At 42.3% G+C, this 21469-nt stretch carries 22 protein-coding genes; 8 read left to right on the top strand and 14 right to left on the bottom strand.

What is annotated here, in order from left to right; translation table 11 throughout:
- On the bottom strand, positions 1 to 924 hold the full coding sequence (gene cysK, locus AYJ08_RS21475; protein ID WP_064019405.1) for a cysteine synthase A: 924 nt from the start codon (positions 922 to 924) through the stop codon (positions 1 to 3).
- A 260-nt stretch (positions 925 to 1184) separates the two neighbouring features.
- On the opposite strand from cysK, the gene AYJ08_RS21470 reads away from it, so the two are divergent.
- Positions 1185 to 1406 carry a NifU family protein gene (locus AYJ08_RS21470; protein WP_003334633.1) on the top strand — a complete coding sequence of 74 codons (222 nt, stop codon included), beginning with the start codon at positions 1185 to 1187 and terminating at the stop codon, positions 1404 to 1406.
- 91 nt (positions 1407 to 1497) lie between these two features.
- On the opposite strand, the gene AYJ08_RS21465 is transcribed toward AYJ08_RS21470, so the two are convergent.
- Genes AYJ08_RS21465 through AYJ08_RS21455 form a run of 3 tightly spaced genes read right to left on the bottom strand, consistent with a single transcriptional unit; the run spans position 1498 to position 4491 of the window.
- A complete protein-coding gene (locus AYJ08_RS21465) occupies positions 1498 to 2490 on the bottom strand; it encodes an alpha/beta hydrolase (RefSeq protein ID WP_064019404.1) in 993 nt (330 codons plus the stop codon).
- Entirely contained in the window at positions 2487 to 3449 is a 963-nt protein-coding gene (locus AYJ08_RS21460) for a 2-hydroxyacid dehydrogenase (protein WP_064019403.1), read from the bottom strand. Before AYJ08_RS21460 ends, AYJ08_RS21465 begins: the two co-directional genes overlap by 4 nt.
- Positions 3367 to 4491, bottom strand: a complete 1125-nt coding sequence (locus AYJ08_RS21455) for a protein kinase family protein (protein ID WP_064019402.1) — start codon at positions 4489 to 4491, stop codon at positions 3367 to 3369. Before AYJ08_RS21455 ends, AYJ08_RS21460 begins: the two co-directional genes overlap by 83 nt.
- A 123-nt stretch (positions 4492 to 4614) precedes the next feature.
- Between AYJ08_RS21455 and AYJ08_RS21450 the strand changes: the two genes are divergently transcribed.
- The gene (locus AYJ08_RS21450) at positions 4615 to 5163 is read left to right on the top strand and encodes a phosphatidylglycerophosphatase A family protein (protein ID WP_064019401.1); all 549 of its coding nucleotides are present in this window, start codon (positions 4615 to 4617) and stop codon (positions 5161 to 5163) included.
- Here the strand turns inward: AYJ08_RS21450 and AYJ08_RS21445 are convergent.
- The 3 genes from AYJ08_RS21445 to AYJ08_RS21435 form a co-directional block, all read right to left on the bottom strand.
- The gene (locus AYJ08_RS21445; protein ID WP_064019400.1) at positions 5135 to 5914 is read right to left on the bottom strand and encodes a TIGR01457 family HAD-type hydrolase; all 780 of its coding nucleotides are present in this window, start codon (positions 5912 to 5914) and stop codon (positions 5135 to 5137) included. The genes AYJ08_RS21450 and AYJ08_RS21445 overlap by 29 nt on opposite strands.
- Before the next feature lie 117 nt (positions 5915 to 6031).
- Positions 6032 to 6664, bottom strand: a complete 633-nt coding sequence (locus AYJ08_RS21440; RefSeq protein WP_003340871.1) for a helix-turn-helix transcriptional regulator — start codon at positions 6662 to 6664, stop codon at positions 6032 to 6034.
- A 116-nt stretch (positions 6665 to 6780) separates the two neighbouring features.
- On the bottom strand, positions 6781 to 7212 hold the full coding sequence (locus AYJ08_RS21435) for a DUF86 domain-containing protein (protein WP_064019399.1): 432 nt from the start codon (positions 7210 to 7212) through the stop codon (positions 6781 to 6783).
- Positions 7213 to 7565: 353 nt separating this feature from the next.
- Here AYJ08_RS21435 and glpX point away from each other — a divergent pair, with 353 nt between their 5' ends.
- The 3 genes from glpX (at position 7566) to AYJ08_RS21420 (ending at position 9353) form a co-directional block, all read left to right on the top strand.
- A complete protein-coding gene (gene glpX, locus AYJ08_RS21430; protein ID WP_064019398.1) occupies positions 7566 to 8543 on the top strand; it encodes a class II fructose-bisphosphatase in 978 nt (325 codons plus the stop codon).
- A 9-nt stretch (positions 8544 to 8552) separates the two neighbouring features.
- Complete coding sequence (locus tag AYJ08_RS21425; RefSeq protein WP_003334622.1) at positions 8553 to 8825, top strand: DUF3055 domain-containing protein; 273 nt, start codon at positions 8553 to 8555, stop codon at positions 8823 to 8825.
- A gap of 147 nt (positions 8826 to 8972) precedes the next feature.
- The gene (locus AYJ08_RS21420) at positions 8973 to 9353 is read left to right on the top strand and encodes a hypothetical protein (protein WP_064019397.1); all 381 of its coding nucleotides are present in this window, start codon (positions 8973 to 8975) and stop codon (positions 9351 to 9353) included.
- Between the two features lie 60 nt (positions 9354 to 9413).
- Here AYJ08_RS21420 and AYJ08_RS21415 read toward each other — a convergent pair whose 3' ends face one another.
- Positions 9414 to 10034 (bottom strand): YutD family protein, encoded by a 621-nt coding sequence (locus AYJ08_RS21415; protein WP_064019396.1) that lies wholly within the window; start codon positions 10032 to 10034, stop codon positions 9414 to 9416.
- A gap of 117 nt (positions 10035 to 10151) precedes the next feature.
- On the opposite strand from AYJ08_RS21415, the gene AYJ08_RS21410 reads away from it, so the two are divergent.
- Positions 10152 to 11150 carry a YhcN/YlaJ family sporulation lipoprotein gene (locus tag AYJ08_RS21410; RefSeq protein ID WP_064019395.1) on the top strand — a complete coding sequence of 333 codons (999 nt, stop codon included), beginning with the start codon at positions 10152 to 10154 and terminating at the stop codon, positions 11148 to 11150.
- Between the two features lie 110 nt (positions 11151 to 11260).
- Here AYJ08_RS21410 and lipA read toward each other — a convergent pair whose 3' ends face one another.
- From lipA to larC2, 4 genes are all read right to left on the bottom strand, one after another.
- Positions 11261 to 12151 carry a lipoyl synthase gene (gene lipA / locus AYJ08_RS21405; RefSeq protein WP_064019394.1) on the bottom strand — a complete coding sequence of 297 codons (891 nt, stop codon included), beginning with the start codon at positions 12149 to 12151 and terminating at the stop codon, positions 11261 to 11263.
- A 68-nt stretch (positions 12152 to 12219) separates the two neighbouring features.
- A complete protein-coding gene (locus AYJ08_RS21400; protein ID WP_064019393.1) occupies positions 12220 to 15054 on the bottom strand; it encodes an AAA family ATPase in 2835 nt (944 codons plus the stop codon).
- Positions 15051 to 16175 (bottom strand): metallophosphoesterase family protein, encoded by a 1125-nt coding sequence (locus AYJ08_RS21395; RefSeq protein ID WP_064019392.1) that lies wholly within the window; start codon positions 16173 to 16175, stop codon positions 15051 to 15053. Before AYJ08_RS21395 ends, AYJ08_RS21400 begins: the two co-directional genes overlap by 4 nt.
- Before the next feature lie 106 nt (positions 16176 to 16281).
- Entirely contained in the window at positions 16282 to 17226 is a 945-nt protein-coding gene (gene larC2 / locus AYJ08_RS21390; RefSeq protein ID WP_064019465.1) for a nickel pincer cofactor biosynthesis protein LarC2, read from the bottom strand.
- Between the two features lie 132 nt (positions 17227 to 17358).
- Here larC2 and AYJ08_RS21385 point away from each other — a divergent pair, with 132 nt between their 5' ends.
- Positions 17359 to 18393: a M23 family metallopeptidase gene (locus tag AYJ08_RS21385; protein WP_064019391.1), complete on the top strand. Its 1035-nt coding sequence runs from the start codon at positions 17359 to 17361 to the stop codon at positions 18391 to 18393.
- Positions 18394 to 18524: 131 nt separating this feature from the next.
- Here the strand turns inward: AYJ08_RS21385 and AYJ08_RS21380 are convergent, their stop codons facing one another.
- Positions 18525 to 18791 carry a hypothetical protein gene (locus AYJ08_RS21380; RefSeq protein ID WP_064019390.1) on the bottom strand — a complete coding sequence of 89 codons (267 nt, stop codon included), beginning with the start codon at positions 18789 to 18791 and terminating at the stop codon, positions 18525 to 18527.
- 232 nt (positions 18792 to 19023) lie between these two features.
- Complete coding sequence (locus tag AYJ08_RS21375; RefSeq protein ID WP_064019389.1) at positions 19024 to 20184, bottom strand: hypothetical protein; 1161 nt, start codon at positions 20182 to 20184, stop codon at positions 19024 to 19026.
- 280 nt (positions 20185 to 20464) lie between these two features.
- Between AYJ08_RS21375 and corA the strand changes: the two genes are divergently transcribed.
- A complete protein-coding gene (gene corA, locus AYJ08_RS21370; RefSeq protein WP_064019388.1) occupies positions 20465 to 21400 on the top strand; it encodes a magnesium/cobalt transporter CorA in 936 nt (311 codons plus the stop codon).
- Positions 21401 to 21469 lie beyond the last annotated feature (69 nt).

Below are 21469 nucleotides of genomic sequence, written 5' to 3'. Positions count from 1 at the left end.
TCATAGACCCCCCTGATAGATTTGTTTCGATAGATATCGCTCACTACTATCTGCAAATAGTACAACAATATTCGTTCCTGGAACAGATTTTTCTGCTTCCTGCAGAGCCGCATGTAAAGCTGCACCCGCTGAGCTACCAGCCAAAATACCTTCTTTACGCGCTAATTCTTTTACAAGAGAGAAGGCTTCCTCGTCCAAAACGGTATATATGGCATCAAAATAAGAAGTATCCATAAAGTCTGGGATAAACTCCATCCCAATTCCCTCTGTTTTATGTGGACCAGATTCTCCTCCGTTTAAGATAGAGCCCTCTGGTTCAACTATAACAGTTCTGATCGATGCACGCTGTTCTTTTAAATAACGTGCCACTCCCATAAAGGTACCGCCAGATCCTGCACCAGCCACAAAGGTATGCACTTGGCCATCCATTTGATCCCAAATCTCAGGACCTGTTGTTTTATAGTGAGCCTCTGGGTTTGCTGGGTTGGCAAATTGCTGCGGCACAAATGCTCCTGGAATGGTCTCAGCTAATTCCTTTGCCTTAGCGATTGCACCCTTTATTCCTAATTCCGTTGGTGTATTTATCACTTCCGCCCCCAAGGCGCGCATAAGCTCTTGCTTTTCCATTGAAAATTTTTCAGGTACACAAAAGATTACACGATAAGAGGTATTGACTGCGGCCAGCGCTACACCAACCCCTGTGTTCCCTGCTGTTGGTTCAATAATAGTCCCGCCAGGCTGCAAGAGACCGCGTTCTTCTGCATCTCGTATTAATTCTACTCCGAGACGATCTTTTACACTACCCCCTGGATTATAGGACTCCAATTTGGCAAACAGACGAACTCCTTCTGGTAAAGAAAATTGCGTCAGTTCAACAATAGGTGTATTTCCGATTAATTCCTTTATGTTGCGATAAACCTTCACGTAGATCTGCCTCCGATCCAATGTTTATATGCAGGAATATATAAGTACAAATAGGAACGCCATTAGTATACCATGCTTTCAACAAACTTTTTGCATTTATCTTCATACTGTCCGCTCAGGAAGGACTTTCTCATGAACCAGCAACAATTGTGCATTTCTCCCCTATTTTTGATAAAAGAATGATAATAAGTATAGAAACTCATGGATTTTCGTAAGTAGGGAGATTATAATAGAATGGAGTTGAAAAGGAGTGATTATCCATGAAAGAACAAGTACAAGAAGTACTAGAAAAGCTTCGTCCGTACCTTCAACGCGATGGCGGTGACGTTGAGCTTGTTGACGTTGAAGATGGCATCGTTAAACTACGTTTGATGGGTGCTTGCGGTAGCTGCCCTTCTTCTACCATCACCCTAAAAGCCGGTATTGAACGCGCATTAGTTGAAGAAGTACCTGGTGTTGTAGAAGTTCAACAAGTATTTTAAGATTATTATACGATTGAAAGCATTCATGCGCCTATGCCTTGAATGCTTTTTTTGTGTAAAAACCGATGCAATATATAGGAAAAGTCCGATTTTAGTTATTCGGACTTTTCCCCACAAAGCGATCAAAAAACTGAATTACTCGACGAGAATACAATGCTCTGTCTCTTGTATAACACCGCACATGATCGGATTCTGGAACTAACCATAATTCTGCTTCGGGGTGCATGGCTGCTTCATATAATTTTTCGCTTTCCTTATAAGGAATTGTCTTATCCTCTCTGCCATGAATAAGGAACAACGGTCTAGAGCCGTATCGTTTTACTGCCTCTATAGGCTTCACCTGCTTTGGGCTTGCCCCCACCAAGATCGGTATGACAGTTAGGATAATCGATGTAAACGGAAAGGAAGGAAGTCTTGTCCACACTGGCAAATTGTTAGAAAGATAATCAGATAGCAAAGCAAAGGGACAATCCGCAACCACCGCATTCACGCGTTCATCTTCCCCTGCAACCAGCAGAGCGGTAGCCGCCCCCATAGAAAAACCAATCAAACCAATAGAATGATCTGGAGCGTAGTTTTTAGCAAAATCAATTGCTCCTAACAAATCCTTCTGCTCTTCTAATCCAATTGTAGTCAAATTCCCTTCTGATTCCCCAGCATTTCGAAAATCAAAAAGGAGTGTATCATACCCAGCTTCCACAAAGGATTTAGCAAGCGTTAACGCCGGTAAATGCTGTTCTAAGCGATTTTGGCTGTAGCCATGGGCAACAATAATCGTAGCATGCTTAAGTGGTTGTACAGAATTGTTTTCCTGTTTAGCCTCTGCTGCTCCGTTATCTATTTGATTCAAAAGTGCTTCTCGGTGCTTCTCAGCAGAAAAATACCAGCCCTTCATCTTCAACTGATCACGACTTGGAAATGTAATACAGTCATATGCAGGTAAACCGTAATCCTCAGGATGAACATTAATCGGCTTACGTCTTGGATGCAGTAATTTATGGCCAACATACATGCTAATCACCACTAGCAACACTATCACTAGGAAGACGAAACAGACCAAAGACATCAAAAAGGTTGGGTTCATACAGGAGTAATCGCCTCGTCTCCTGAAAGTATTGCCACTAGATTTTCTGAGACAAGCATTGCCATACGATCTCGCGTTTCATAAGTAGCACTACCGATATGTGGAAGAGCCACTACATTTGGAAGTGATAGGAGGGGATGATTTGTTGGAATCGGCTCTTGTTGGAAAACATCTAGGCCAGCCGCCCAAATCGTTCCCTGTTTCAAAGCTTGGTATAGAGCCTCTTCATCTACCGTAGCTCCACGCGAGGCATTAATGAAGACTGCCGTAGACTTCATCATTGCAAATTCCTCTGCACCCATTAGACCTTTCGTTGCCTCCGTTAATGGGGTTAATAGCACCACATAATCAGATTCACGCAATAAATCAGGTAAGGAGCAATATGTAGCCTCATAGGTCTGTTCTGCCTCTATTCTGCGGCTCCGATTATGGTATAAGATACGCATATCAAAGCCAGCCGCTCTTTTGGCAACAGCTTCGCCAATCCGCCCCATCCCTATGATTCCAATCGTTGCACCATGAATGCGCTGGCCCGCCATGAAATAAGGACTCCATGTTTTCCATTCTCCATTCATCAGCACTCTGTTTGCTTCTATAAAACGTCTCCCAGCCGCCATTAACAGCCCAAAAGTCAGATCAGCAGTAGCATCCGTTAGCACATCTGGTGTATTCGTTACAACAATACCTCTCTCTTTGCAAGCTTCTAAATCAATATTGTCATAACCAACAGCGAGGGTAGAGATTACTTTTAAATGAGGAGCAGCATCAATGATTTCACGATCGATCCGGTCGGACAGCATAACATATAAGCCGTCCGAGCGTTTCGCTTTTTCTAATAAAACATCACGGGGGACAGGATATTCCTGATCCCATACCTCAACAGTCGCTATAGTCGCTAAATGGTTCATAGCTTCCTCCGCTACTTTCCGTGTCACATATACAAATGGTTTTGTTGTCATCTTCAGGTAACCTCCATAGCCAATGTATCTCGGGAATCTCAACGCCGAAGTACTGACGAATTGCTTCTGGATATTGCCCAAGCACTTGTTCCATGGTAGCAAGCTCTTCATCAAGCGGGGTTTGCCAATCCTCTCCCGCTAATGCACGCTCCTCATCGCCCATGAGGCTATAAATCTCCACTGTTTTTAAAAAGCGAGAGGGGTACAGCAGCATTGCAAAAATAAAGCAATATTCCTCAGGGTAGAGCTGTGCTATACATTGATAACCCACTAAAAATTCTATTACTTTATCTTCTTGCCATCCATTTTTGCGAACAATCCATTTAATACCTTGCCCAATATCACGCGTACGCATATCCAGTACCCAGCTATATTGTCCCGCGATGTATCTTTTTCCACTTTCATGAAACAAAATATGACCATCTTGAAAATTCTGAAAAGCTATCTTTCCTTGCTTACTGATAGCATTGGTCAATCGTTTATAACCATTACCATTTAAATAATCAATAGCGGTAGATGCAGATACTTGTATATACGTAAACATTGTAAATAAATAAACCTCAAAGGGGTTGAATGCTTTCGATCTTTCCAAACTATCGAGTAAACTTTCATAGGTTTTACATTTCTTTTCCCACATCTCTGGCCATGTACCTAAGGAGCGGTATGGTAAATAGAGCTTATCCCATGAAAGCGTGCGAGTCGATTGGTGAAACTCCGCCAGTGACCTACCCAGATTAAAATAGTGACGCTCCCACGTTGTCTCCCTCATGCCCTCTTGCAGATAGTACAGAACTTCTCCATCTTTCATATGATAATTATCATCATTAGCTTTACAAATTGGTAAGACTTTTAGATCACAGTTTTTATGGATCGCTTCTATTGCCTTCTCAACTAAAAAGCCCTTTGCTCGATACGATGGGGGACAAGTGTGGATGTAGTGTAATCCTCGATCCGTATACAACAGCTTGCGTCCATTCTCCTCTTTCCACTCTACATCAACAAAAGAGTACTCCTCACAAAACTTGCCCAATAGTTCTTCCATTGTCCAAACCTCCTGCCCTGACTCTGTTGAAATAGCTTATGATATTTCATGGGCATAGGTGAGTGCATAGCCTTCCGAAAAAAGACAAATGCTATCTCTATCTAGGCTAGAAAGAGGCGATTATTGTTGAATCAACAGCAGCATATTTGGAGTGAACAAGTTTACTCTAAAGCAATTGAACTTTTGCATGAGCGAGGAGTACGCCTTGAAGATATTGGGGAGATCGTAAAGTTTCTCCAAGAAAAATATATACCCGATCTGCAAATGGAGCAATGTCTAGAAAGCGTAAATGCCGTCCTGCAAAAGCGTGAGGTACAAAATGCTCTATTAACAGGCATTCAGTTAGACATGCTAGCTGAACAGAACAAGCTACTATCCCCTTTGCAAGAGATGCTTGCGACTGATGAATCTCTCTTTGGAGTAGACGAGGTTCTGGCGCTCGCGATCGTCAATATTTACGGAAGTATTGGATTTACCAATTATGGGTATGCCGACAAGCTAAAATACGGTGTGCTAGAGAAATTAAACGATAAAAAGTATGGTGTACATACCTTTTTAGACGATCTAGTAGGCGCAATTGCAGCCGCAGCATCCAGCCGATTGGCCCACCGGCGGCGGCGTCAGGAAGAAGAAGAGCTTAAAGCTAAGAACGTATCTTATCCATCCAAGTAAGCAGACTTTGTTCTACATACGTAGGTGGTTCATCATGTTTATCTGCATCCTCCAGTGTGGAATATCCTGAGAGCACAAGCAGGGTGTCAATGCCGCTATTGATGCCCGCTTGAATATCTGTGTGTAGGTTATCCCCCACAATGATGGTCTCCTCTGGTTTGGTTCCCAGCTTTTCTAATGCGTACGTAATAATAATGGATTCTGGTTTGCCAATAATGGTAGGACGCTCGGCTGATGCAGTCGCTACAGCAGCTACTAATGCTCCATTTCCAGGCATGAGACCGTGTTCTGTTGGTAGAGCAGGATCTGCATTGGTAGCAATAAAGGTGGCTCCATTTCGAATGGCACGCATAGCTGTTGTTAATTTTTCATAGGTAAAGTCTCGATCAATACCGATGATTACATAGGAGGGATTTTCTTCTGTAAATGAAAATCCTGCCTCCTCCATGGCTGTCTGTAGACCCTCTTCCCCTAAAGCAAAATACGTTTTGGGCCGTCCCTTTTGTTCTGTTAAATATTTTGCTGTAGCCATGCTAGTTGTATATACCTGATCGGGCGTGGTAGGCAAGCCCATGTTGCTTAGACGTTCTGCCACCTTTTCAGGAGTGGTCGATGAATTATTTGTAACATATAGATAGGGAGTATTTGTTTCCTGAAGATATGTTATAAAAGTGACAGCTTCAGGTATAACACGGTTCCCATGATAGACGGTGCCATCTAAATCAAGCAGATATCCTTTATATGTTTTCATATTGTCTCTCCCTTCACCTAGCCTTTCTCTATTGTACTTGCTTGATTTAAGCTTGACAAATGACATCCTCTTGTATAAAACAAAAAACCACCCGCAGATGAGTGGTTTGTTAGCTCTTTATTCAGCCTTTTGTTTAATTTTGTACAGGCATTTGTCTCCACCTTTGGCCATACAGGAGGCCTGTTCTACCTCTGTACCTAATACGCGTTTAAATAATGACAATTCACAACTACATGCCTGATTAAACTGGCGAGCTACCTGAGAGATTGGACAGTTAAACTCTTTAATAAAATAGTCCCCTGTCTCCTCGTCTCTACCCCATTCCACCATGTAGCCCTTCTGATTTTGTATATCCGCTAATGCAGCTACCTTTTCTTCCAATTCGCCTTGAATATAGGGACGATACGTTTCTTCGAGTCGATCTTCTCGTCTACGAAACAAGGTTGCTACCTTGTCCGCTCCGTCTATATCAACTAAATCTTGAAGGAAGTCTAGCGTAAGATCATGATAGTTACGCGGAAATAATTCATCCGCTTGCTGTGATAAGGAGTATACATTAGTCGGACGACCCATCGCTTGACGTACCAGCGAGGACTTGATCAGATTGTCACGCTCCAACGTGTTCAAATGGCGACGCACTGCCATCTCCGTGATGCCCAAATCCAACGCAATATCGCTAACTGAAAGGGAACCTTTAACTTTTAACATATGCAGAATTTGATCACGTGTGGAAGTCTGTTCCTTTGACATAACAATCACCGTCCTTTCTCTCCTATTCTACAGGAAGGAATAACATTAGTAAACTAATGAAAGGTTTTTGTTTAAAAAATCCACTTTTGTTAATAGCCTATTTGCCTTGTTTATTCCTAAAATAATTCCTTTTGAATGTATGTCCGAACAGAGGGTGCAAATGTTGTTAATATAGGTAGAGCTTCTCTAACTAATGCACTCATTTCCAAGATAGAAATCTCTGAATAGGTAACAAGTGGTTTGCGAAATTCCATAACACGATGTAGAACTGTAGCCTGCTCGTTTGTCAGAACAGTTTCGTCGCGAAGGATTTCTACGATATCGGTATAGCTGCCAGGATCACGCATGATAAATCCATCTATAAGAGCGTTTCCTACATCAGCAATTCCTTCTATACATATATGCAAAGCGCGTTCGATTGCTAATTGTTTGATTGGGTCACAAGCCAGTTCTTCATCAGAATAAGTAATATTTTGAGATAAAAGCGTTAGCATGCGTTCCATATAAGTAAGAACCTGCTCAACCTTTGCTGTATTTACATCGTACATGTTGTCTTCCCCCGCTTAATCATCTATTTTTTGCGTTTTTTAGAAGCAAGCCTTGCCCAAAGCACAGTTCCAAAAAACGTGAATACAACCATCAGCAATACAAGTAAGCTCATCCCAAGGTCTTCCGTCAACAAACTCACCTCATTTCCTTGTCCCATTATAACAAAAATACTGAATGAAATAACTTATCTAACAGATCAGAGGTGATTTCCGTACATTACCTTCCCTATCCAAACATTTCTTTCGCTTTTCATCAGGACAACACCTGTTGTTTTTCAGATGATGTGATAAAATGAAGTCGATAAAGCACGTTTTAGAGAAAACGATAACAACGATTGTCACAGGAGGATCAGATGGAAAGAGAATTAGCGTTAGAGGTTGTTCGTGTTACAGAGGCAGCAGCGCTCTCTTCTGCACGCTGGATGGGGCGGGGCAAAAAAAATGAAGCTGACGATGCTGCGACATCAGCTATGCGCGCCGTATTTGACACAATTTCCATTCGCGGTACGGTTGTCATCGGTGAAGGAGAGCTTGATGAAGCACCGATGCTGTATATTGGAGAAAAACTAGGTAATCAATCAGAAGATTCTCCAGAGGTTGACGTTGCCGTAGATCCTTTGGAAGGAACAACGATTCTTGCGAAGGGCCACAATAACGCCATGGCAGTTCTTGCAATTGGAGATCGTGGCACTATGCTGCATGCACCAGATATGTACATGCAAAAATTAGTAGTAGGACCTGCCGCAGCCGGTCTAATCAATCTAGATGATCCAATCGAAAAAATGATAGAAACAGTTGCAAAAGCAAATCAAAAACGAATAGAAGACGTCACCGTGATTGTTCAGGAAAGGGAGCGCCATCAGGATATCATTAACGCAATTCTAGAAACTGGGGCTCGTGTCAAGCTGTTTGGAGATGGTGACGTAGGTGCTGCTATTGCTGCTTCTATGCCAGAGGAATCGGGAATTGATTTGTTTGTAGGCATTGGCGGTGCTCCTGAGGGCGTCATTAGTGCTGCTGCTATCAAATGCTTAGGCGGAGATATGCAGGCACGATTAAAGCCACAAAACGATGAAGAACGCGAGCGTTGCCGCCAAATGGGACTTGATGATCCTGAGCAGCTCCTGAAAATTAATGATTTGGTTTCTGGTGATGATGCCATTTTTGCCGCAACTGGAGTTTCAGACGGTGAACTATTGCAAGGGGTTAAGTTTCTAAGCAATAATATAGCTAAGACTCATTCCCTAGTCATGAGAGCAAAGACTAGAACGATTCGATTCGTAGAGGCTAGACACAGTCTAGATCATAAACCAAACTTAGTATGGAAGTAGGGTAATATAATGTCCCACGAGCCTTTCTATCTGTATGATGAAACGGAAGAAACAACGACTCGATTTGTCAGTTTTATGGGCGATTCCACACGTTTTGATCTGGCAATTATCAAAACAAGTCGTTTTTATGGCAAAAAGTTGGTTGTCAATATTCAGAACGGCCGCAGTGCGATTATCGGTCCAGATGACTTAGAAGAAGAAGGATACCTGGAGTATGCCTATCAAATCACTGAGGCAGAAGCGGAAGAATTAAAAGAGTTTTTAGTTCGAGTCATTGGGTAACAATACTGAGTCCTCTGCATTGCCAGAGGGCTTTTTTTTTTGCCTTTGGCGCCCATTTTACACACGGACATACGCCAAATGCCTATTTTCCTCGTATACTGCTTCCATAAATAGAAACTAGAAAATGTGAGGAGTGTATCGTCGATTATGGAAAGTCAATTCGAAAACCAACCAATCCAAGGTCATAGTCCCCAACAGCCTGAGCCCAGCGATCAGATTCAACATACAGAGTACAGTGTAGAAAATGCTTACAACTATGCAGATAGTTACCCTCATTATTATTCCCCAGCCAACACACCCTATGTGATTCCTGAGTATTCGCCTTATCAATACGTTCCTGTACAAAGACGCGATTGGCGTCACGATAGTTCCCATTATCATCATAGACATCACCACCACCCGCATTATTTCAGCCCATATCCATCCATTTATCCGCCCTTTTACCCACCCTTTTTTTCACCATTTTTCTACCGTAGTGTGGATGGACCAGTATATGGGGAAGAAGAACATGGATATGAGTCCGTATAACTAATCAAAAAAACACCTGCTGAGAATCCTTTTTTGTCTCATCAGGTGTTTTTTGTATCGTTATTTCTCCGTTTGAATTACTTTTTTAGTAGGTGGAGCCGCTGGTTTGACCCGTGGTCCTTTTGGAGCTTGATTGTTAGCACGCTTCTCTTTGCTTATTTGTTCGGTGCGATTGGCTTTCGGATTCCCTCGATCCTTCCCATCTTTCCCCTCTTTATTCGGACGCTCCCGATCTTGTCGAGGAAAACGAGACGGCTTATCATTCTTGTCCGATCGACGTTTAAAGGGACGTTCATAATTTCGAGGTCGGGTAGGAGTTTGGGTCGCTTGAGAAGATGATTCTTTATCTAGGCTTTCCAAATCAATCAGGGTTTGGTCTGTTTCGTCTTCTAGCTCAGATTCATTCAAACGTTTGGTGCGTTTGAGAACAAAATAAGCACAGCCGAAATTGCAATATTCCTGAAGATACTCATCTAAGGCAGCAATTTTTTGCTCAAAAGGCACTTTACGATTTGTATTTTCAAAGAATCCGCGTAAACGAAGCTGGCCATAGCCCCAGTCACCTACGATGTAATCGTATTTATCCAATACATCGCTGTAGCGTTCTTTGCAGACCTCCAGATTCCAGCCATCACGATTTTCTTCCAATAATTCATACACACCTGCTTGCAAGCGAATCAAGAGTACTTCCTCCTCTTCTTAAACCTCAAACATGACCATCTTCTCCAATCTTACCACATTTTTTACGGAAAAACATATCCTTAAAGAGGGCAATCTATTCTCAGGAGGTGTCCATCTATGCAAAAGAAATGGATTTTTGCTACTGTAGCCAGCTTAGCATTACTTACATCTGCTTGTGGAACCAACCCTGGTGGCGGAACAGCTCAAACAAAATCCTATACCAGCTCTGCATACACAAACCGTAATTATGGTACAAGCATCAATAACTATGATTACGAAGGGTTTGGTTATCGTAACAATGTTGGACGTCCATCTTTTTTCTATGGCAGTGAGCCTAATTACAATGATTACCTAAGAAATGGCGGAACCTCTGCGTATCGAACAACCCCATATGGTACAGCTACTCCGAATTCTATGTATAGAGCAAACACCTATAACAGGAGTGGTTACCCCTATTCTGGACAAACTTTGACTAAAGGAGCCAGCCTATACTCCAATGAAAGCTATGGACAAAGCTATCGGATGAATGGGGTAGGAATCTACAATGCATATGGCAGCACTAACAGTACGCATTCTTATCCGTATTACAATGCAATGAATGGAACAGGTGCACCAAGCATATATAGCACCTATAACACCTCCTATGGCCAAAATGCAAATACAACAGGATATGCTGTTGTACATCGCAATCAATTGCGCGGGTACGAAAAAACATCGCGCGTCTATATTGACCGTGATGCATTGGCACAAGCAGTAGGTCAAGTTGTTTGTAGTGTTCCAGGAATTGATAATGCTACCGTTCTAGTGACGGATGAAGAAATTTTTGTCGGTGTCAAAACATCTGATAAAGATGATCGCTCTGCTACCGTAAAGGCTCGGAATAGCGCTTTGTCCATTGCGCCACGGTATTACAAGGTGTATTTAACCGATGATCCAAATATGACTAAGGAATTGTCTCATGTAGCGAATTCCTCGGCAAAAACAGCAAGTACGCAAAGCACGACGGGGACAGCTCATACTCAAACAGTCGATCGTCTTGTGAAAAGCTTTGGGGGCATGACTGATTCCGAAAAAACCAAAAGCATGATGAACAAGACACCAAGCATGACTCGCTAAACGACAACAAAGCACCCTTTGCCATAAAGCTTATGGTATGAGGGTGCTTTTCCCATTAAAATGATAGGTTTGTAGGAAAACGTATTATTGCTTATCTAATCTATTGTCAATTATGCGTTAGCAGCCGCAATGGTACCCTTTGCTGCATTCGCTTGCTCGTGCGCGTGATAAGAGCTTCGTACCAACGGACCTGATTCTACGTGACTAAAACCACGCTTCATTCCTTCTTCTTTCATCATACGGAATTCGTCCGGATGGTAATACTTGGTTACAGCAATGTGTTTTTTCGTTGGTTGCAGGTATTGTCCTATTGTCATGATATTAACGTCAACCGCACGCAAGTCATCCATGGTTTCCAAAATATCCTCAATTTCTTCACCCACACCAATCATCAGACTTGATTTGGTTGGAATGGTTGGTTGCATCTCTTTTGCACGACGCAATAACTCCAACGTACGATCATATTTAGCACGAGCACGTACACGATCGGATAAGCGGCGCACTGCTTCAATATTATGATTCAATACATCAGGGCGCGCATCCATAACTAATTTCAATGCATCCCAGTTCCCCATAAAGTCAGGGATAAGAACCTCGATCGTAGCAAGAGGAAGTCGTTTGCGAATTGCCTTGATCGTAGCTGCAAAGATACTTGCTCCCCCATCAGCTAAATCGTCACGAGCTACAGAAGTTACAACAACATGCTTCAAGCCCATTTGTTCAGATGCTTCTGCTACACGTTCTGGCTCTGCCAAATCCAACTCGGTTGGAAGACCTGTTTTTATTGCACAAAAACGACAAGCACGTGTGCAAATATCGCCTAAAATCATAAAAGTGGCGGTTCGATTCACCCAGCATTCATGTATATTGGGACATTTTGCTTCCTCGCAAACCGTATGCAGGGTTTTCCCACGCATCATCTGCTTAATTTCACGGAAGTTGTCCAAATCTTGTCCAGATGCGAGATTTATTTTTAGCCAATCTGGTTTGCGTTGTGCCATCTACCGTCACACTCCTAACATTTTTCAGTGTCTCAATTATAATTAGAATGATTATTATCTGCAACCTATTAGGTGTTACTGTTTGCTTCTTTATTGTACCAGTTATGAAGCTGATGACGCGGATGATTTTTAATTTGTTCACTTAATAATAACATTTCTCGCTGTTGACAAGAAAATAAAAAAATTTGATGGGTCTGGGCTAATGTAAGTAAGTATGCTAATGTACTTTGCAAACGTTGTTCATCGTAATGGACAAAATGATCGTCTAAAAAAATGGGAAGCGGCTCCTTGGCCTTACTAATTTGTAAAATGAAGGCGATTCGTTGGGCAAAGTATAACTGATCCTGCATGCCATTTGACAGCTTCTCCTGAGGAAGAACTTTGTGAAAATTAGGTTCTATTACTTTTATCGAAAATTGATTGGTAGGATCAATTCGCACATCTTGATATCGCCCCTCAGTTATCTGACGGGTCACTTCTGAAGCAATCTGACTAACATCTGGGGAAACCTCTCTATGCCATACCTTCATGGCTTCCTGAAGCGTATCCCTCGCAAGCTGTAAGCTATCTCGTCGTACTTGCACCTCTTCTAATGCTAGCTCAGCTTCCTTAAAAGCCGTCTTGGCTCTGGCCAAAGAGCTTTGATTTTGCTGTCCAAGCTCTCCCCTTGCCCTCGCAATACGCTCCCTTACATGGGCAAGCTGCTGCTCCAGCTTCTTTGCCTCCTCTAGGCCTGTAGCCTGTTCATGCTCCTTTTTCTCTTTAGAGATAAGCATTGCGCTTCGTGTTTTTTCCGCCCAATTCAACAGAAGTGCTTGTCGGTCCTTTTCTTTTTGTTCTATGAATGCTGACTGTTCTGCTCGCAATCTTTCCGCCTGCAATTCTTCCTCTAATCGTTCGATCGCTTGTAATTGTCCTTGATTAGCGGATAACACATGGAGCTTTACCAATAAGGCTTCCCGTGTATCGGTAAATTCTTCCCAATTATCTACCTGATGGACAGAAAAAATAGCTGCGAGCCGCTCACTCTGAATTTGCTCCTGCTCAATTAGCTGCTGTAGTGTTTGTTGCGCTTGCTCGATTTCTTGCTGTAGCTCGCTTATTTCTACATGTAGCTTACTTAGTAGGGTAGCTTGGTCCTCATTCTCCTGCGTAAAAGTCTCCAGCTCCTGCTTGCAACGCTGTAATCTGGCATATTTCTCGCGTAACGTCCGCACTTGCTCTGCCGAGTCAATATTCATCCGAGAAATCCACTGCGAAACAGACTCAGGAATCTGTGACACTTGTGATGTCTGAATGTTGGCTTCTTTTCTTTTTCTGCTTAGCTTGTTTTTATACAGAAAATAAAAAATGAAGCTCAGTAAGCCTGCAATCATAGTTATTCCGCTGCCAATCCTCACTAAATCCCAGCGCTGTTCAATCATCATCCACATACTCCAAATGGCAGTTACCAGTGCGGTCTCACCACTTATCCAGATATGCAGGGGAATTTTGGAAGCTGCTCGTGCTGACTTTTGCTTCGATTGTTCCAGCTTTTGCTTTCTAGTCTTGGCTCTGCGACTACTCATTGAGACAAACAGCTCTACCTCATCCACCTTATTTTGCCGCAGGTAATTTTCTGCTTGCATAGCCGCAACCTCGTCATAATAAGCCAGTTGAGGTGCTTCTTGCAAAAGATGAGTAAGCTCCTTACTTGCCGCATAAACGCTTTTCTTATTTTGTAGCGCGGCCTTTAGTTGAGCCAGCAAGACCTCCTGCTGATAGCGTTGTTGGCGTGTATCCTCAAGATTCTTATTCATCGTGCGTGCTATCTGGTAATCATGGTTTACTTGCTCTAGCTCAGCATCCTTGTGTAACTCATTTTGTTTGTTCCATTCTTCAAGAGGATTTGCTGCTTCCTCTGGCTCTTCCTGTACCCCTGCTTCTTTTGGAGTTTGTCCAATGACATCGCCAGCCTCCGTATGCTGTCCTATCTCCAGTTCTAGCCGAGCAAGCTGCTGCTGAGCCGATTGGTGGCATTCGATCAGCTCTGGCACCTCACTGTAAATGACAGGAAGTGCATGTATAGCTTCGGTTAACCAGCGAGCTACATGGTCACTATGAGTGGTTTCATACGTGTAAGTCCACCAGCGCTGCCAAACCTCCATAAATTGCTGATGCTCGGTAAGCAGTTTAGCTAGCATGTCATAACTTTTCTGGATTTGTTCTTCTTCCTTTTGCCATTCCGTCAAAGATTGGTGGAGATGCTTGTTTACCAGCCAGATTTCTTCTGCTTGTTGAAGAGCCTGACGAGCCTGCTGCCATTGTCGGTTAGCTTTGCCCCACCGTGTGTTCTCAGCATTATCTTTTTTCCCTATCGCACTATACTCCTGTTCCAATGCAGCTAATACACCCTGAACAGCAGGGTCAATCACACCTTCTTGGGCAAGGTTTGGTAATAAATGCTCTGGGGCCTGTAACCCCTCTCTCTTGATCCAGGTTATATCTGTAAATAAACTGCGGTTTAGACCCAGATGCTTCTCGATAAAATTGTATTCCCGCCGACGATCCTCTTTATATAAGGCTAAAGCCTCTGTCAGCTCTGGCTCTAAAAACAACTTCATTTGCTCACGCTCTTTATCAAGAACCCGATGTAAGCGAAATTGTTGATCTGCCAATGTATACCGTACAATGGTTTCATAGGATGAATGGTGCCAAGGATAATAGCGATCGTATTCGTCTACATAACGGGATACTTTGATAAAATCCTTCTTCATCCCATACAAGCTAGCCACTAGTGCCTGTAATAAGGTAGACTTTCCAGCCTCATTTGGGGCATAAAATAGGTTTAAGCCCGGCGCGAAGGTAAAGGTTCGTTCCTGCCATTTACCAAACCCTTTAATATGTATATCCTCAATGATCAACGAAACACACTCCCAATCTGCTGTAAAGCCTCTCGTTTCGCAAGTTGGATTACTGCCTTCTCTCGTTCATTTGTTGCGGCCTGTTCCAGATCATCTAACTTTTCCAGCCATTTTCCTAAAACGCCGCCCTTTTCTTTCACCTGCTGCTCATCTATGTCTGGATAGGTTTGATCTGTAAATTGAATAAAGAAATACTCCTTGCAACGTGATTTGATTATCTCTACGGGAACCTGCAAATGGCTAGCTCGTTCTCCCTCAAACGTCACATAGAGCAGATCCTCCTTATTTACTTGAGAGAGCTCCTGCTCGACTCGCTCTACGATTGCATCAATTTTCTCCAAGCCTTTCAGTGAGATCGTCAGTTTTCTGCTGATTCTGCTTTGTACAGAAATCGGATCTACTGTTACCTCCCCATTGCCAGAAATAGTTCCTAGAATGGCATACCGCTCTCCATTCTCCTTCATTGAAAGCCCTTCAGGAGAACCTGGATATACTGCGAAAACCTGTTGAGTCTGTGGATGAAGAAATTGGATTGGCTTATGGATATGGCCAAGTGCCACATAATTTATCCCTGTATCAGCAAGTCCGCCAATCGTCATCGGGGCATAGACAGAATGCTCGGTATGCTCACCGGTAATCACTGAACCATGAATCACCATGACATGATAACGATAATCAGGTAATGTTCCTGGAAAGGAATCTAGTGGAGATGCAGTAACATGCGCTTGAGGGAACCCCCATCCATATAACACACACGATTTTTCCGGATATTCATAAACGCCCCATTCATCTGTGAAAATATGAACATGCGCAGGCCATTCCATTGTTTGATAAAAGGACCCTTCCTGCCAAGGATCATGATTGCCTGGCGAGATAAATATAGGTATGGGCGCTATGCTATCAAATAACTCTCGTAAAAATAAAGCAGTCGCCCTTGTGCCTCCATGGTATTCTAATAAATCACCAGCGATCAGCCAAAAATCGACTTGATTATCTATTGCTACATCGCGTATTCGGCGCATCGTACGTCGGAAATCTTCCTGTCTGATTTCATAGATGGAAGATAGGTTCGTCAAAGGTGCGTCCAGATGGACATCAGCAGTATGAATAAATCTGATCATGTTCGTCCTCCCCGTCTATGGCTAATTTCTTCATATTACCGCTATGTTCCTGCTAAGATTACGAACGTATCTTCCCTTTGTGAGCATCCATATAAAAAAGCACGCCTTATAAGCGTGCCTTAGCCAGCATCATTGCCTTTTGATAAATTTTCCGCAAAGGGACATCGTGATCTTCCGCTAGCCTGGAGCATATCTCAAAATCAGGAGCAATCTGCACGCAATCCCCGTGATAAAATCCCAGCTTTACTTGTACTTCCCCCCACTTTGTTTTTACATCCAAAATTTGTTCTGTTAAACGATGACAAGCAACGGGAAAATAACGTATGCCAAAGGTAGTCGTCTCCTGAAACATGATGCTTTTCATGATCTCCTGTTGGCTTTCGTAGCACATCACCTGTAGCATGAGACCCGGCCGATTCTTCTTCATCGTGAGGGAAACATAGGAAACATCTTTGGCCCCAGCCGCATACAAGCTTTGCATGGTATATCCCAGCCATTCCTGAGGGGTATCTTCTAAAGTGGCTTGTAAAAGAATCATCGGCTCATTTATATAAGAAGCATGCTTATTTTCCACAGTGTTGTCTTGAGGTTCTTTTATACCTTCCTTTTCAGGGGTGATAAATGCTATATATATGCCCTTACCACTCCACACCCTTTGGATTTTGCCAGGAGGTGGACTTGCTGCTGAAAGCACCCCCATCCTTTGTAGCCAGCTAAGAAATGAGGCGCTACAAGCTTCCCCTTCCTCTTTTTTCCTCCATTTTTTAATATATTGACCTACTGCTAGTTGGAGAAGGGAGTCCTTCATCATCTCCTCCTCAGGAAGAATCAAATGACTTACCATAACCTGACAATTCTCAGGCATTCCTAATTCAAGCAGAGAATCCCATGCCCCTGCTTCCTCTATATTCCATTCACTCGTATCAATGGACGAATCAACTACCTGTGAAAAAAACAGACCTTCCTCTCTGTGAAGCTGCTGCCAAAGTGGCAATAACGTCGTCAATTGATAAGCTCCTTCTCCCCCGATAAAAACGTATGGTTTGGTCATATATAACACCTCCTCTCCTTTTATTTCTAAAGGCTCTAAAGCCATTTTATTTTTCACCCAAAATTTGCAAGCATAGTTTATAAGCGTATGGGTCATTCTACTATAAGGAGACTAATGGCTGGAGGGAGACGTATGCGTTTTCTACGCCTTTATTCATGTTGGATTATCGCTATTATCCTAATGGCTCCATCTCAAGGATTAGCGGCATCAATATCAACTAAGGCACCATCAACTTCCCCTGCTAAGTCAGAGTGGGATGAGCGTATGGAATTATTCATTGAATACGAAGCATTATATGGAATTCCATGGAAATATGTAGCAGCTATTGATCAGTACGAACGAACCATTAAAAAGAAATCAAAAAACAAGGAAGCAGAGTCTGCGAACAAACGACTCACTGCTATCAAGGTTCCTACTGAATTGTGGTGTGGTGTTTTTAATCCTGATTCAGAAGACAATAATCTAACATCCATTACCTTCTTTCATGGAATTGGATTAGATGGTTCCGGAGATGGTGTAGCCGATCAGGATAATGATCGTGACGTATTAACTAGTCTTGTTCGTTTTTTAGGTACCTATGGTTTTAATTCCGATGATTTCAAGATTGGTCTATGGAACTATTATAAGCGTGATTCAGCAGTAAGAACCATCATGCACTTCTCACGAATCTATGAGAAATTCCAAACACTTGCATTAAATGAGCATGCTTTTCCTATTCCCAAACGCTTCTCTTATAGCTATCGCAGTACGTGGGGAGACCCACGTGGCTGGGGAGGACGGCGCATTCATGAAGGAGTCGATATTTTTGCCGGATACTCTACCCCGGTGATGAGCACAGGCTATGGCGTAGTTGAGGTATTAGGCTGGAACCGCTATGGTGGGTGGCGCGTAGGTATCCGCGATATCAACAACATTTATCATTACTTTGCTCATCTGTCCTCCTTTAAAAAGGGATTAAAAGAGGGGGATATCGTCGTCCCTGGTGAAGTAATTGGCTATGTAGGCAGCTCTGGCTATGGAAAGCCTGGCACCTCAGGCAAGTTCCCGCCTCATCTTCATTACGGAACATATCGGGACACCGGAAATAATGAATGGGCATTTGATCCCTATCCACTGTTAAAACGCTGGGAAAATCAGAAAAAGCAGCCTAAGCCTATTTACAAATAACCTTTTGTAACATCTTACGTAAAAAGAAAGCTCCTGCTTTTTGTAACATAAGCAGGAGCTTTTCTTATGGCTATTTCTTTTTCGAATTTCGTCCTAATCGAGTCAGACTTTGACCATTTTTTCCTGTCATATCAGTCCCTTGCTTCTGATCCATATTTTCCAATCGACGTTTTCTTTTCCATGAGCGTATCAGGATAATGAGAACGATCAGAACGGTTATGACAAAAACGATCACTGCCATCATTGCTGTTCTTCCATTGTGCAAGTAATAATCTTCTGCCCCATTTCTGACCGTACAAGGTTTCAAATTGATCATAGTGAACAATCTCAATTAGCATAATGATCAATTGTTCGTCCTGCGGGGTTGTCTCTGGGTCTTGTTCCTTCCAGGTCCCCACGACTAAGCCCGCTCGCTGTCTCCGAATAAAATGACGATATTCTCATTGAATTTCTTCCTCCAAATCAAAGAAAAAGCGTTTTTCCGTAGCTAATCCTGTAATAGGATCTACCATCATCAGTTCATCCATGGACTGCTAAATATGCCGATATTCCTCATACAACTGCGAACTCTTTCCCCTAAAACGCCCCCTGTGTAAGCTGCGAAAGGAAATAACACAAACCAACCTAACTCTAATAAAGAGAAGCTGGTGTTTTCCTTAGACACAAAAAAAAGACCAGATGGAGTGTTCCAAAGGTGAAAATCACACCTAGACTCAGTATTAGACCCAATATCCGATTTTTTATATAACTAATAACTAATAGAAGGACCGTACATCCAAACCAAACATAAGTGGCAGAATCATCAGATTGCACTGCTTTTTTCCTAATGTCACTCGGTGCATCATGATAGGATTGGCTGGATACTTGTAGCTCTTCTAAACGTCTAAGACATTGATTTGCAAGACTCCTTTGATCACTTTCTATGAACAGCATGGCAGCCAAAGCATATACAGCAGGCGATTCGATATCTGCTTTCATGTCCCCGCTTTGTTTATCTACCGCAGCAAATAACCTGCCTGTTTTCTGCAAGCTCTCCGCTAGACGCTTGCGCATATGAATCGTAGAAATACCGGCCTTCTCTGCATATAAAGCCGTAATAAGCTGTTCGCTCATATTAGCGGAGACAGCAGTTGTCTGTAATACAGGATCTTGAACATAGGTACCCTCGTTAGGCAAATACGCGAGTGCATACAGCCCATTTGTTTGCTCAGCTTGCTCCAACAGCTTTTTCATTTGTTCATAAATAGGTACATATTCTAAAATCTCGTCCGCCAGCTTCCTTAAAGCAGGCAAATTAGCATACCGAATTTGCACAGTAGGAGCCGCTTGCCGCCTTTTCTTATCAGCGTAATCAAACAACCATTTCCCGTCACTATTAGTAGCAAGCAGTCCTTTGGCAAGGCGTATCCCTAAATCATAGGCTTGTTCATTGTTAAATAGCTGCGCCCCAACTAGCATAGCCTCTATGATGTGTAAATCATCTACACTGCTATTCACAATGTTATGACCTGTCCGTGGATAGATCCAGACAATGAAATCATCTTCCACGAATCGATGCTGCAAGAGCTTCAGTTGTTGCTCGAATAAAGCTTGATTCCGAGAAGCAACAGCATATTTTAGCAGTAATCCTACTGATTCTGAGATAACAGTATGCCCCTTCGTTTCATCAGAGCTCACTAAATAATTGGTATAGATTCCACCTTCTGGACTTGCCATATGCTTTTGGGTGAGGTAAAACAATTTTTGTTCTGCTACACTGCCAAAAGTCGTGGGCTTATCAAGTATTCCCATACTTTTTCTCGACCACTTTCTGATTTAACCATCCCTTTTTTGTTTATATATGAATCATTCAAATCCACGTTCTTTAATTGAAAAATTTTCCTGGAATTTATCTGTTAAAAACGCTATAAAAACATAACAATCTTACTGTGGGAAAATAGCCTCTGTAAGCGATTTTAACCTATTTGGTTAAGAGTAAATGTTGGTAATAAATTTAGTAAATCAAGGTTATCTAACATACGGGATATACTAGTGGTATCTGTGAGAATAGAAGATCGAGGAGGGGTATACGTTGAAAATCTATTTAATTGAGAATGGAACCATGACACCAGTTGAAGACATAGAAATAACAATACGCCCACCTGCTAACGGTTTCTATTGGATACAAGCAGGTTTATTTGATTTGGACATCTTGCAGCATTTGTTTCATTTGCATCCATTAGCTATTGAGGATTGCATTGATGAAGAGGAACAGCGCCCTAAACTTGAGGTCTACCATGACCATTACTTTATCGTAAGCAATAGCATTCAGTTTCAGAATGAGGATATATTTCTGCGAGAAGTGAATATCTTTCTCGGAGGGCATTATGTCATTACGGTCAGTAAATTTGAAATAGATGAGATTCGTATATTTCCCTCCATTATTCGTGAAGAAGAAATTCATTCGTCCGACTTCTTCCTGTATTTTTTTATGGATCAGCTCATTGAAAGCTACTTTGATGTGATGGAAGAAATTCAAGACCTGATTGAAAATTTAGAGGAGCAGGTTTTACTAAAAGCAAAAAACACTCATCTTTCTCAAATTATTGGGTTACGCCGAGAAATTCTGTATGCCAAAAAGATGATGGCTCCACAGCGCGATCTCATTCATGCGCTTCAAACGAAGGAGCTATCTCTGATTTCTCTTAACCTACGTAAATATTTCATTGATATTCATGAGAATGCCGTGAAGATTGTGGAGAATTTTGAAACATTTCGAGAGCTAATTGGCAACGTCCGCGAAGCCTATCAGTCTTCGGTTTCCAATCGAACCAATGAGATTATGCGCATTTTTACAGCACTGACCACCATTTTCATGCCTTTAACGGTTGTGACAGGCATTTATGGAATGAACTTTGATGTAATGCCAGAACTACATACCAACTACGGCTATTTTATTGTCTTGATTATCATGTTCACATTGGCAACTACAATGTATGTTATTTTTAAAAAAAGGGATTGGTTATGAATGGAAAAAAGTCTATAATTTAGAATAAGAGGTATCTTTAACAAAATATGCTACTTGCATATCTCCTAG

Origin of the sequence: Brevibacillus sp. SKDU10 (assembly GCF_001645205.1) — a bacterium.
In the GTDB taxonomy this organism is placed as follows: Bacteria; Bacillota; Bacilli; order Brevibacillales; family Brevibacillaceae; genus Brevibacillus_B; species Brevibacillus_B halotolerans.
Note: the sequence above shows the minus strand (reverse complement) of the source record. Positions and strands in the feature narration are given on the sequence as shown.